We start from the raw sequence: 12,759 nt of genomic DNA, 5'->3' as shown, positions 1-12,759 counted from the left end.
ACGACATGGATGCAGCAATGACCCAGGGCCGACCATCGCGCTGGCGTACTTCAACCCGCCTGCTGGTGTGGGCGGCGATCCTGTCGGCCTCGGCAGTGACCAATGCGCTGGTGGAAGTGATGGACGCCAGTCGCCGCGGCGCCGATCTCGGGCTGTGGGAGCCGATGATCTGGGAGTTCAGCAGCCTCGGTCTGATCCTGTTGACCCTGCCGTTGCTGTGGTGGGGCTGCGAGCGCTGGCCGCTGCATGCTGATACCTGGAGGCGGCGGTTGCCGCTGTATCTGCTGGCCAGCGTCGGCTGGTCGCTGCTGCACGTGGTGGGGATGATGCTGCTGCGGCATCTGGCCTACGCGTCGCTGGGCTACCGCTACCAGGACGATGCCGGCTGGCTGGAGCGTTTTGCCTACGAATACCTGAAGGATGTGCGCACGTTCGCGATGTTCGTGGCCCTCGAGCACTTTGCCAGCTGGTTCGGCAGGCGCAGGCAGGGCGAAGCGAGCCTGCTGGCCGAGCCCGACGTCGGCCCGCCGGTGGAGCCGGTCGAGCGCCCCCAGCACTTCCTCGTGCGCAAGCTGGGCAAGGAATTCCTGGTTGCCACCGCAGATGTGGAGTACGCGCAGTCGGCGGGCAACTACGTGAACCTGCGGGTGCGCGGGCACGACTACCCGCTGCGGATCACCATGGCGGTGCTGGAGCAGCGGCTGGACCCGGGCGAGTTCCTGCGCCCGCATCGCAGCTGGCTGATCAATCGCGGCCAGTTGCGCTCGATCGAGCCGCTGGACGGAGGCGAGGCCCTGCTGCACATGGCCGATGGAGCCAAAGTGCCCTGCAGCCGGCGCCAGCTGCCGGTCCTGCGGCAGGCGCTGGGCGGCGCGGGCGCGGGTAGAGTCGACTGTTCGTCGACTATCGCGCGCAGCGCGGGCTCCACCGCAACCTGAATGAAAAGCAGTCGACTGACAGTCGACTCTACAGAGGCGGGTCTACCAGTGGTTGGCTCCCAGCGGCAGGCCTGGTCCCTCATTCCGGGCGCCCCCGGCCTGCGGTATCATTGGCAGTCATCTTTTGAATGCATAACCGCCGACATGATCGAACTGAATCCTGTCCGCCAGCGCATCACCGATCTGACCGATCGCGTGCTGTCGCTTCGGGGGTATCTTTGACTACGACGCCAAGAAGGAGCGTCTTGAAGAAGTAACGCGGGAGCTGGAAAGCCCCGACGTCTGGAACAACGCCGAGTACGCCCAGAACCTGGGCCGCGAACGTTCCAGCCTGGAAAAGACCGTGGGCGGCATCGCCTCGGTGCTGGATGGCCTGAACGACGCCACCGAACTGCTCGAGCTGGCCGAGTCCGAGCAGGACGAGGACACCGCACTGGCGGTGGTGGCCGACCTGGACAAGCACCAGGCGCACGTGGAGAAGCTGGAGTTCCAGCGCATGTTCTCCGGCGAGATGGACAATGCCGCTGCGTTCGTCGACATCCAGGCCGGTGCCGGTGGCACCGAAGCCCAGGACTGGGCCGAGATCCTGCTGCGCATGTACTTGCGCTGGTGTGAATCGCGCGGCTGGAAGACCGAGCTGATGGAAGTCTCCGGCGGCGACGTCGCCGGCATCAAGTCGGCCACGCTGCGCGTGGAAGGCGACTATGCCTATGGCTGGCTGAAGACCGAGACCGGTGTGCACCGCCTGGTGCGCAAGTCGCCGTTCGACTCGGACAACCGCCGCCACACCAGCTTCACCTCGGTGTTCGTGTCGCCGGAAATCGATGACAACATCGACATCACCATCAATCCGGCCGACCTGCGTACCGACGTGTACCGTTCGTCGGGTGCCGGTGGCCAGCACGTCAACAAGACCGAGTCGGCGGTGCGCATCACCCACATCCCGACCAACATCGTGGTGGCCTGCCAGACCGGCCGCAGCCAGCACCAGAACCGCGACAACGCGATGAAGATGCTGGCCGCCAAGCTGTACGAGCTGGAGATCCAGAAGCGCAACGCCGAAAAGGATGCCGTGGAAGCGACCAAGTCCGACATCGGCTGGGGCAGCCAGATCCGCAATTACGTGCTCGACCAGAGCCGCATCAAGGACCTGCGCACCGGCATCGAACGTTCGGATACGCAGAAGGTGCTGGACGGCGATCTGGACGAGTTCGTCGAGGCCAGCCTGAAGGCCGGTCTGGCCGTGGGCTCCAAGCGCGTCGATGCCTGATCGGCGCGCCTGCGCGGATGTCGTCACCCTCGTGCGCAACGCCGAGGGTGGCTGATCACGCTTCCGGTAGAGCCGAGCCCATGCTCGGCTGCTGTTGGCGCAGTAGCAGATGCGTCGAGCATGGCTCGACGCTACAACGGGTACGGCGGTAGCGATGATGCGCAGCGAAAGTGAACGCAAGGAACTCGGCGGCTTTCTCAAGGCCTGCCGCGCCCGTGTCGACCCCGCCACGCTCGGCCTGCCGGCCGGGCGGCGGCGCACCCCGGGCCTGAAGCGCGAGGAAGTGGCGCTGGCGATCGGGGTCAGCGTGAGCTGGTACACCTGGATCGAGCAGGGCCGCGAAGTGCGTGCCTCGCCCGAGGTGCTCGAGCGCCTGGCACAGGTGCTGCGCATGAGCGACGACGAACGCGCCTATGCCTTCGCACTGTCCGGCTACGGCGTGCCGCTGGAATCACCGGACGAGAGTGTGACCGACGGCCTGCGCCAGCTGGTGGAGGCGATGCAGCCGATCCCGGCGTACGTGCGCAACACCCGCTTCGACATCCTGGCCTGGAATCCGGCCATCGCCGAGCTGTTCGTGGACTACAGCCAGCTGGCGCCGCACGAGCGCAATACGCTGCGGCTGATGTTCCTGTACCCGCCGTACCGCACGCTGATCCTCAACTGGGAAGAAATGACCCGCGGCCTGCTGGCAGGCTTCCGCGCGGCGATGGCGCAGGCGCCGGACAAGGCTCCGTTCCTGGCGCTGGTCGAGGACATCTCGGCGCACAGCGAGGAGTTCCGCCAGTGGTGGCCGGAGCACGATGTGCGCCGGTTCGATGAAGGGGCGAAGAAGTTGAACCATCCCACGCGCGGGTTGCTGGACCTGCAGTACGTGGCGCTGGTGCCGGAGAGCCGGCATGACCTTTCCCTGGTGACCTACCTGCCGCGGAAGTAGGTTGTTCGGCAGGGCTGCGCCCTGCACCCGCAGAGGCCGAAGCGACAGCAACGGCAACAGCAACAGCAACAGCGGACTATCCGAGGGATGGCGGGGTGGTGTGGGTTGACAGGACACGCCGTAAACCCGTCCATGGGGGCTCGATGGCGCCATCCATGGCGCCAACGGTCCTGCCAACCCACACCACCCCACCTCAGACAGATTTCGCGCGGTTGTTGGCAACTGCGGCTTTGTTCCGCGCGGCTGTTGGTAGGTGTCGACCTTGGTCGACACGATTTTTCTCTCAGATATCGAATGAGTCATCCACGCATGGCGTGGGTCTACTGTGTCGACCAAGGTCGACACCCACCAACAGCAACGCAGAGCGCCGTCCCGACAGATCGCAGAACTCTGTCGAAGGCGGGATGGGTCCGGTTGCGGGAGTGTCCGCGGCATGGATGCCGCGGCCAAGCCCCCATGGAAGGGTTTATAGCGTCTCCCGCAACCGGACCCACCCCGCCATCCCTCAGGAAACCAGCTTCTGCTGTTGCTGTTGCTGTTGCTCTGGATCGTAGCGGGTGCAGGGCGCAGCCCTGCCGAAAACCCCATTCAGGCAGGTAAGTGCAGGTCACAGGATAAGCAGACGCCTTGTTGCCTCCGCCATTCGGGTCCACATTCCTGTGCAGGAGACGGGCCACCGCCCGTTGTCGAGACAACAGGAGCCCTGCATGTCCGCTGCCCCCACCACCGCCATTTCCCGCGATCCGGCCACTGGCCAGCAGATCGCCAGCCATCCCTTCGCCACCGACGCCGAGCTGGAAACAATCCTGGATCGCGGCCAGCTCGGCTTTGCGGCCTGGAGCGTCAAGAGCCTCGAACAGCGCGCAGACGTACTGCGTGCGATGGCCGCGGTGCTACGCCGTGACCGTGAAAAGCTGGCCGCGCTGGCTACCGCCGAAATGGGCAAGGTCCAGGCCGAAGCGCTGGCCGAAATCGAGAAGTGTGCTGTGCTGTGCGACTGGTACGCCGACAACGGTGCGCAGTTCCTGCGCGACGAACCGACCCAGGTGCCCGACGACAAGGCTTACGTGTCCTACCTGCCGCTGGGCGTGGTGCTGGGCATCATGCCGTGGAACTTCCCGTACTGGCAGGTGATGCGCGCGGCGGTGCCTATCCTGATGGGCGGCAACGGCTTCCTGCTGAAGCCGGCCGAGAACATCGTCGGTACCGCGCAGCTGCTCGACGCCGCATGGCGCGATGCCGGCTTGCCGGAGGGCACCTTCATCGCTGCCAACATCAGCCGCGAGGGCACCAGCCGCGCGATCGCCGATGACCGCATCGCGGCGGTGACCCTGACCGGCAGTGTGGCCGCCGGTCGCAGCATTGCTGCCCAGGCCGGGCAGGCGCTGAAGAAGGTGGTGCTGGAACTGGGCGGTTCCGATCCGTTCATCGTCCTGGCCGATGCCGATCTTGATGCGGCCGTCGATGCGGCGGTGGCCTCGCGCTTCCAGAACACCGGGCAGGTCTGCATCGCCGGCAAGCGCATCATCGTCGAAGACGCGGTCTACGATCGTTTCGTGGCGCAGTTCTGCCAGAAGGTGCAGGCACTGACCATTGGCGACGGCCGCGACCCGGCGAACCGCATCGGCCCGATGGCGCGCCAGGATCTGCTGGAGCAGCTCGACGCGCAGGTACGTGCTTCGGTCGACGCCGGTGCGCAGCTGCTGGTCGGCGGTCACCAGCTGGATCGTCCGGGTGCGTTCTATGCACCCACTGTGCTGGCCGGGGTTGAGCCGGGCATGCAGGCCTTCGACACCGAAACGTTCGGGCCGGTGGCCTCGATCAGCCGCGCCCGCGACGCCGACCATGCGGTGGAACTGGCCAACCAGAGCGAGTTCGGCCTCAGCGGCAACCTGTGGAGCGGCGACCGCGCCCGTGCGATGCAGCTGGCGCGCCGGCTGCAGACCGGCGGTGTATTCGTCAACGGCTTCTCTGCGTCCGATCCGCGCGTGCCGATCGGCGGCGTGAAGAAGAGCGGCTTCGGCCGTGAGCTCTCGCACTTCGGCATCCGCGAATTCGTCAACGCGCAGACCGTGTGGTTCGACAAGCGTTGACGCGCAGCTTCCATCCTTCCTGCAACGATCCACCATCAGTCCAGCGAAAAGGACGGCATTCCAATGTCCAAGGGTTCAGATCTGCTTGTCGCCGCACTTGAGAACGAAGGCGTCGAGCGCATTTTCGGCATTCCCGGCGAAGAAAATCTCGACGTGGTCGAGTCGCTGCGCCATTCCAGCATCGAGCTGGTCATCACCCGCCACGAGCAGGCGGCCGTGTTCATGGCGGCCACCTATGGCCGCCTGACCGGCAAGCCGGGCGTGTGCCTGGCCACGCTCGGCCCCGGCGCGCTGAATTTCACCACTGGCGCCGCGTATGCGCTGCTTGGCGCATGGCCGGTCATCATGATCACCGGGCAGAAGGGCATCGTCGCCAGCAAGCAGGCGCGCTTCCAGATCGTCGACATCGTCAGCACGATGAAGCCGCTGACCAAGCTGGCGCGTCAGATCGTCTCGGCGCGCACCATCCCGACCATCGTCCGCGAGGCGTTCCGTGTCGCCCAGGAAGAGCGCCCGGGCCCGGTGCTGCTGGAGCTGCCCGAAGATATCGCGGCCGATGAGGTCGAGGGCGTGGCGCTGATTCCGCCGCACGCGGTGGATCGTCCCATTGCCAGTCCGGAGGCGCTGGATCGGGCGGCGGAGATCATCCGCAACGCCAAGCGCCCCCTGCTGATGATCGCCTCGGCGGCGTCGCGGCCGCAGTCCAGCGAAGCGCTGTCGGCGTTCGTGTTGCGCGCCGGCATTCCGTTCTTCACCACGCAGATGGGCAAGGGCGCGGTGGCCGGTGGTTCGGGCCTGTACATGGGCACCGCGGCGCTGACCGAGCGCGATTACGTGCACATGGCGATCGACCAGGCCGACGTGATCGTCACCATCGGCCACGAGGTCACCGAGAAGCCGCCGTTCGTGATGCGCCCGGGTGGGCCGACCGTGATCCATATCGGCTACTCGCAGGCGGCGGTGGAGCAGGTGTACTTCCCGCAGGTGGAAGTGATCGGTGACATCGGTCGTTCGCTGACCCAGTTGGCCGATCGTATCGAAGGCGCGGTGCCGGATGCTGACGCGCTGCTGCCGCTGCGCGCGACCATTCTGGAACACCTGGCTGACCGAGCCGAGGAGGCTGGATTCACGCCTCAGCGGCTGGTGCACGACGTGCGCCAGGTGATGCCGCCGGACGGCATCGTGGCGCTGGACAACGGCATGTACAAGATCTGGTTCGCGCGCAATTACCGCACCCAGGTGGCCAATACGCTGCTGCTGGACAATGCGCTGGCGACCATGGGCGCGGGCCTGCCGTCGGCGATCATGGCTTCGATCCTGTACCCGCAGCGGCGGGTGCTGGCGGTGTGTGGCGATGGCGGGTTCATGATGAACAGCCAGGAGCTGGAGACCGCGCGTCGGCTGGGCCTGAACCTGGTGGTGCTGATCCTCAACGACGGCGCCTACGGCATGATCCGCTGGAAGCAGGCGGTAGATGGCTTCACCGACTACGGCATGACCTTCAGCAACCCGGATTTCGTGAAGTACGCTGAAGCCTACGGCTGCAAGGGCCACGAGGTGACCGCCATCGAGCAGTTCATCCCGACGCTGGAGGCGGCCTTCAACGAGGGCGGGGTGCACCTGGTGTCGGTGCCGGTGGACTATTCGGAGAACCAGCGGGTGCTGGTGGACGAGCTGCGGCAGGCGTTCCCCGGGAACAGGTAACGGCGAAGCAGGGTCGGCCGATCCGCCCGGTAGGTGTCGACCTTGGTCGGCACGCAGGACGCCAACCCAGGTTGTCGGCTACCGGGGGCATCGCCAAACGGGGTCAGATCCCTTTGCTGCGCAAAGGGATCTGACCCCTCTCCCGGCCGGGGCAGGGCGGTTTTGGTATGCTGGGCAACCGGCTGTGCCGGGTGCAACATCCCCCCTCACTACACGATTCCCGCAGATCCATGAGCGAAGCTACCGATACCCCCCCCGTTGACGAAAACAAGTTGATCGCCGAGCGCCGCGAGAAACTCAAAACGCTGCGTGGGCAGGGCATCGCGTACCCGAACGACTTCCGTCGCGAGGACTTCGCCGGCCGCCTGCAGGAAGAATTCGCCGATGCCGAGACCTGGACCGCCGAGGCGCTGGAAGGCAGCGGCCGCCAGGTGAAGATGGCCGGCCGCCTGATGGCCAAGCGCATCATGGGCAAGGCCAGCTTCGCGCAGATCCAGGACGAGTCCGGCCGCATCCAGCTGTTCCTGCAGGGCGCGGTGCTGGGCGATGCCTACACGGCCTTCAAGGGCTGGGACGTGGGCGACATCATCGCCGTCGAAGGCGGCCTGACCCGTACCAAGACCGGCGAACTGTCGGTCAAGGCAGAGTCGATCCGCCTGCTGACCAAGTCGCTGCGCCCGCTGCCGGACAAGTGGCACGGCCTGGCCGACGTCGAGCAGCGCTACCGCCAGCGTTACGTCGATCTGATCGTGACCCCGGAGTCGCGCGCGGTGTTCATCAAGCGCTCGAAGATCATCCGCGCCATGCGCGCGTGGCTGGACAACCGCGACTTCCTGGAAGTCGAGACGCCGATGATGCATTACATCCCCGGCGGCGCGGCGGCCAAGCCGTTCACCACTCATCACAACGCGCTGGACCTGGACCTGTACCTGCGCGTGGCGCCGGAGCTGTACCTCAAGCGCCTGACCGTGGGTGGCCTGGAGCGTGTGTATGAGATCAACCGCAACTTCCGCAATGAAGGCGTCAGCACCCGCCACAATCCGGAATTCACCATGATGGAACTGTACGAGGCCTATGCCACGTACAACGAAATCATGGACCTGACCGAGGGTGTGATCCGTGATGTGGCCAAGGCCGTGAACGGTGGCACCGAGGTCGAGTGGGACGGCGCGAAGATCGACCTGGGCCCGGCGTTCCGTCGCTGGCGCATGGATGAGGCAGTGCGCCACCACAACCCGGAAATCTCGGCCGCTGATTGCACTGACCGCGATGCGCTGCTGCGCCATTGCGAGCGCTTGAACATCCGCGTCAAGCCGTCCTACGGCTGGGGCAAGCTGTTGCTGGAAATCTTCGAGGCCACGGTCGAGCACACCCTGATCCAGCCGACCTTCATCACCGACCATCCGGTCGAGGTCTCGCCGCTGGCCCGTGCCAATGACAACGACCCGGGCTACACGGATCGCTTCGAGCTGTTCGTCAACGGCAAGGAGCTGGCCAACGGCTTCTCCGAACTGAACGACCCGGAAGACCAGGCCCAGCGTTTCCAGGCCCAGGTGGCCGCGAAGGAAGGCGGCGACGACGAGGCGATGCATTACGACGCCGACTACATCCGTGCGCTGGAGTACGGCATGGCCCCGACCGGCGGCCTCGGCATCGGCGTTGATCGCCTGGTGATGCTGCTGACCGGCAGCAGCTCGATCCGTGACGTGCTGCTGTTCCCGTACATGCGTCCGGAGCAGTAAGTCGTCTTTTTGACTCCCGTTTGTGCGCGCCGTCGCGAAATGAGACGGCGCGATTGACGCCTCCCGCGCTCGGCGTATCGTTAATGCACTACCTTGACGTCTGTTATGGCTTGATCGGCGCCAGGGGGAGTGCGCATTGTGGAGAGTCCGCTTCACAATGTGATGACGATCATGAACCGGGACGCATGACACGGGAGTCGGGCCGATGCAGGGTGCGAGCGTTCGCAGCAGCAGGGTATCCTCGCCTGCTGATGATCCAGCATGGTCGAGAAACCAGGCGGAGTACGCGTTGAACATCGTCATTGTTGACGACCAGACGTCCGCGCGGACGATGCTGCGTCACGTCATCGAAGACATCGCGCCGGAACTGAGCGTGTATGACTTCGGTGATCCGCTGACCGCATTGGCCTGGTGCGAGGCGCACCCGGTCGACCTGCTGCTGCTCGATTACCGCATGCCGGAGATGGATGGGCTGGAGTTCGCCCGTCGATTCCGTCGCCTGCCCAAGCACCGCGATATCCCGGTGATCCTGATCACCGTGGTCGGCGACGAGCCGATCCGCCAGGCGGCGCTGGAAGCGGGGGTCATCGACTTCCTGGTCAAGCCGATCCGCCCGCGCGAACTGCGCGCGCGCTGCTACAACCTGCTGCAACTGCGCCAGCAGACCGAGAACGTGAAGCAACGTGCGTTGTCGCTGGAGCAGCGCCTGCTGGCCAGCATGCACGAGGTCGAGGAACGCGAACGCGAGACCCTGTCGCGATTGGCCCGGGCGATCGAGTTCCGTGATGCCGGCACCAGTGCCTATCTCGAACGCATGGCGCGCGTTGCGGGGCTGATCGCCGAGCAGCTTGGCCTGCCCGAAGACGACGTGCGCCTGATCGAGATGGCGGCACCGCTGCATGACATGGGCAAGATCGCCATTCCCGACGCGGTGCTGCTCAAGCAGGGCAAGCTCAATGACGAGGAGCTGGCGATCATGCGCCGGCACCCACGCATCGGCCACGAGCTGCTCAGTGGCAGCCAGAACCGTTTCATCCAGGTGGGCGCGCTCATCGCGCTGCGCCATCACGAGCGCTATGACGGCAGCGGCTATCCCGACGGCCTGGTCGGCGAAGCGATTCCGCTGGAAGCGCGGATCGTTGCTGTCGCCGACGTCTTCGATGCGCTGATCTCGCCCCGTCCGTACAAGGAAGCATGGACCATGGAAGCCACTCTGGCTTATCTGTACGCCCAGCGTGGGCGACTGTTCGATCCGCGTTGCGTGGATGCGCTGATGCGCGGCCACCAGCAGTTGATGGATATCTGCGCCCAGCACTCGACGGCATCGACGCGACCGGGTGGGTGACATGCAGGACCTGTTCGCACGCGTGAGGCGTCGGCTGGCGCAGCGTCCGGATTCGGAACATGGCCAGGCGATCGTGCGGGTGGTGCTGATCTCGCTGATCCTGGTCTATGTTCTGTTGTCCGGCGCCCGCCTGCACCGGCTGGATCAGTACCAGGGCGCGCTGGCAACGGCGTTGACCGGGCTGGGCCTGTCGCTGCTGTTGTTCGGCTGGCTGCTGTGGAAGCCGCAGCGCTCGGACCTGCGGCGGGTGGCCGGGATGCTGGCCGATTACGGCCTGATCGCGATCGGCATGATCCAGATGGGTGAGCCGCTGGCGTGGGTGTATGCGGTGGTGATGTGGGTCACGGTGGGCAACGGCCTGCGCTTCGGGCCGCGTTACCTGACCGCTGCCATTGTGCTGGCGATGGTCAGTTTCGGCACTACCGTGCTGTTGACTCCCTATTGGCAGGCCAACCTGGGGCTGGCCATTTCCCTGTGGTTGGGGTTGCTGGCAGTACCGTTGTGCTGCTCCTCCCTGCTGCGCCGAAGGATGCGACATCCGACCATGGATACGACGCCCGCCGCTGGATCCGACAAGCGCTCGCTGTTGGCCCGCTTCAAGCAGCGCCTGTCCGGGCGCGAGGACAGCGAGCACGCGCAGAACCTGATCCGCATCATCATCACGGCACTGTTCATCAGCTATCTCGGCTGGCGCTCGCTGAGCGGCGGCGGTGAGGCGCTGACGGCGACGTGGCTGATCCTCGCCTTCGAGCTGACCATTTCCGCCGGCCTGCTGACCGCGATCCTGGTCAATCCGGGCGTGTCGCATGTGCGCCGCGTGATCGGCATGCTGACCGATTACACCTGCATGGCCTGGATCATGACCATCCAGGGCGAGCCGGCCGCACCGCTGTATGCGGTGATGCTGTGGGTGACGATCGGCAACGGCATGCGCTACGGCAGCACCTACCTGCGCGTGGCCACGGCCATGGGCTGCCTGGCCTTCCTGTGCACGGTGATGCTGTCGCCGTACTGGCGCGGCCACGATTATCTGGGCTGGGGCCTGCTGCTGGGCCTGGGCGCGATTCCGCTGTACTTCGATTCGCTGCTGCATGCCTTGACCCGGGCGGTGGCCGAGGCGCGGCAGGCCAACGAAGCCAAGAGCCGCTTCCTGGCCAACATGAGCCATGAGTTCCGCACGCCGTTGAACGGGCTGGCCGGCATGACCGAAGTGCTGGCCACCACCCGCCTGGACGACGAACAGCGCGAGTGCCTGAACACCATCCAGGCCTCGACCCGCAGCCTGCTGGCGCTGGTGGAAGAGGTGCTGGACATCTCCGCGATCGAAGCCGGCAAGGTGCGCGTGGAGTGGCACGAGTTCGCGCTGGCCGACGTGCTGCAGGCGATCAACCTGATCCTGACCCCGCAGACCCGCTCAAAATCGCTGGATTATCGCGTGCAGGTGGACGACAACGTGCCGCCGCGCCTGCTCGGGGATGCCGGGCATCTGCAGCAGATCCTGCTGAACCTGATGGGCAACGCGGTCAAGTTCACCGACAGTGGCTACGTGCATCTGCGCGTGTCCAGCCCCGATGCGCTGGGCAGCGAGCGGATGCGCCTGCGATTCGAGATCGTCGATACCGGCATCGGCGTGCCGGTGGCGTTGCGCGGACGCCTGTTCAATGCGTTCGAGCAGGGCGATGTCGGCCTGGCCCGTCGCCATGAAGGCACCGGTCTGGGCACCGCCATTGCCAAGGGCCTGGTCGAGTCGATGGGCGGGCAGGTCGGCTATGCTCCGAACAGCCCGCGCGGCAGCGTGTTCTGGGTCGAGATCACGCTGGACGTCGCAGACACCTCATCAGCCCCGGCGGTTCCGTCCGAGGTGGCTGAAGCCGGCAATGTCATCGCGTTTTCCAACCCCTTCCTGCGCCATCGTGCACGGGTGCGGAGCCTGCGGGTTCTGGTCGCCGACGACCACGAGGCCAACCGCATGGTGCTGCAGCGGCTGCTGGAGAAGGCCGGCCACAAGGTCACCTGCGTCAACGGCGGCGCTGAAGTGCTCGATGCGCTGGAGCAGGCCAGTTACGACGCAGCGATCGTCGACCTGCACATGCCCGGCATGAGCGGACTGGATCTGCTCAAGCAGTTGCGGGTGATGCAGGCCAGCGGCATGCCTTACGTTCCGGTCATGGTGCTGAGCGCAGACGTCACCCCCGAGTCCATCCTGCGTTGCGAGCAGGCCGGCGCCCGCGCCTTCCTTGCCAAGCCCGTGGTGGCCACCCGCCTGCTGGAAGTGCTGGCCGATGTCGCCGCCAACACCCGCGCCGAGCCCGGCATCCAGTCGGTGCCTGCATTGCCGGTCGGCGATGGCGTGCTCGATACCGCGGTGCTGGACGAGCTGGCGTCGCTGGGCATGGGCGATGGCTTCGAACGCAAGTTCATCGACCAGTGCCTGGCGGACGTCGACGCGAGCATGGGCCAGCTGCAGGGCTGCGGCGAGCGCCAGGCCTGGGAGGATTTCCGCGAGCACGCCCACGCGCTGCGCGGCGTGGCAAGCAACCTGGGGCTTGTCCAGGTTGCCGCCTCCAGTGGCGAAATCATGCGCATGGCGGACTGGCAGCTGAAGGGTGAATGGAGCTCCCGCCTCAGCAACCTGGCGACCGCTCTGCGCAACGGCAGGAATGCGTTGGCTGCCCGTAGTGCGGGGGCACCGCACCGCGACGACAGCGAGCGCAGCCCGTCCTGACCCGC

General features: G+C 65.9%; 8 protein-coding genes. All 8 read left to right on the top strand.

The window, feature by feature from the left end; genetic code table 11:
- The first annotated feature begins 17 nt into the window (after positions 1-17).
- On the top strand, positions 18-938 hold the full coding sequence (locus AC5P9L_RS12065; protein ID WP_279915598.1) for a LytTR family DNA-binding domain-containing protein: 921 nt from the start codon (positions 18-20) through the stop codon (positions 936-938).
- Between the two features lie 144 nt (positions 939-1,082).
- Positions 1,083-2,208, top strand: a protein-coding gene (gene prfB / locus AC5P9L_RS12060; RefSeq protein ID WP_014037064.1) for a peptide chain release factor 2 whose coding sequence is annotated in 2 segments (ribosomal slippage) — positions 1,083-1,157 and positions 1,159-2,208 — 1,125 coding nt in all. Because the reading frame shifts where the segments join, the coding sequence is not laid out codon by codon here.
- A gap of 154 nt (positions 2,209-2,362) precedes the next feature.
- Positions 2,363-3,145 (top strand): helix-turn-helix transcriptional regulator, encoded by a 783-nt coding sequence (locus tag AC5P9L_RS12055; RefSeq protein WP_032966703.1) that lies wholly within the window; start codon positions 2,363-2,365, stop codon positions 3,143-3,145.
- Positions 3,146-3,852: 707 nt separating this feature from the next.
- Complete coding sequence (locus AC5P9L_RS12050) at positions 3,853-5,238, top strand: NAD-dependent succinate-semialdehyde dehydrogenase (RefSeq protein WP_279915597.1); 1,386 nt, start codon at positions 3,853-3,855, stop codon at positions 5,236-5,238.
- Between the two features lie 63 nt (positions 5,239-5,301).
- Positions 5,302-6,942, top strand: coding sequence for an acetolactate synthase large subunit (locus tag AC5P9L_RS12045; protein WP_138970258.1), 1,641 nt, complete (start codon positions 5,302-5,304; stop codon positions 6,940-6,942).
- Between the two features lie 230 nt (positions 6,943-7,172).
- Positions 7,173-8,684 carry a lysine--tRNA ligase gene (gene lysS / locus AC5P9L_RS12040; RefSeq protein WP_062605872.1) on the top strand — a complete coding sequence of 504 codons (1,512 nt, stop codon included), beginning with the start codon at positions 7,173-7,175 and terminating at the stop codon, positions 8,682-8,684.
- 205 nt (positions 8,685-8,889) lie between these two features.
- Positions 8,890-10,029 (top strand): cyclic di-GMP phosphodiesterase response regulator RpfG, encoded by a 1,140-nt coding sequence (gene rpfG / locus AC5P9L_RS12035; protein WP_005409495.1) that lies wholly within the window; start codon positions 8,890-8,892, stop codon positions 10,027-10,029.
- A 1-nt stretch (position 10,030) separates the two neighbouring features.
- Positions 10,031-12,754: a response regulator gene (locus AC5P9L_RS12030; RefSeq protein ID WP_227415201.1), complete on the top strand. Its 2,724-nt coding sequence runs from the start codon at positions 10,031-10,033 to the stop codon at positions 12,752-12,754.
- Positions 12,755-12,759: the final 5 nt, after the last annotated feature.

It is taken from the genome of Stenotrophomonas sp. YJH_SMC_64, assembly GCF_059371375.1.
The sequence above is the reverse complement of the archived record's forward strand: the minus strand, read 5'-3'. Positions and strand labels throughout refer to the sequence as shown.

Bases quoted from the DNA above. Each gene is read 5' to 3' on its own strand.
- AC5P9L_RS12065 (WP_279915598.1), top strand. From the start codon at position 18: ATGACCCAGGGCCGACCATCGCGCTGGCGTACTTCAACCCGCCTGCTG.
- AC5P9L_RS12055 (WP_032966703.1), top strand. From the start codon at position 2,363: ATGATGCGCAGCGAAAGTGAACGCAAGGAACTCGGCGGCTTTCTCAAG.
- AC5P9L_RS12050 (WP_279915597.1), top strand. From the start codon at position 3,853: ATGTCCGCTGCCCCCACCACCGCCATTTCCCGCGATCCGGCCACTGGC.
- AC5P9L_RS12045 (WP_138970258.1), top strand. From the start codon at position 5,302: ATGTCCAAGGGTTCAGATCTGCTTGTCGCCGCACTTGAGAACGAAGGC.
- lysS (WP_062605872.1), top strand. From the start codon at position 7,173: ATGAGCGAAGCTACCGATACCCCCCCCGTTGACGAAAACAAGTTGATC.
- rpfG (WP_005409495.1), top strand. From the start codon at position 8,890: ATGCAGGGTGCGAGCGTTCGCAGCAGCAGGGTATCCTCGCCTGCTGAT.
- AC5P9L_RS12030 (WP_227415201.1), top strand. From the start codon at position 10,031: ATGCAGGACCTGTTCGCACGCGTGAGGCGTCGGCTGGCGCAGCGTCCG.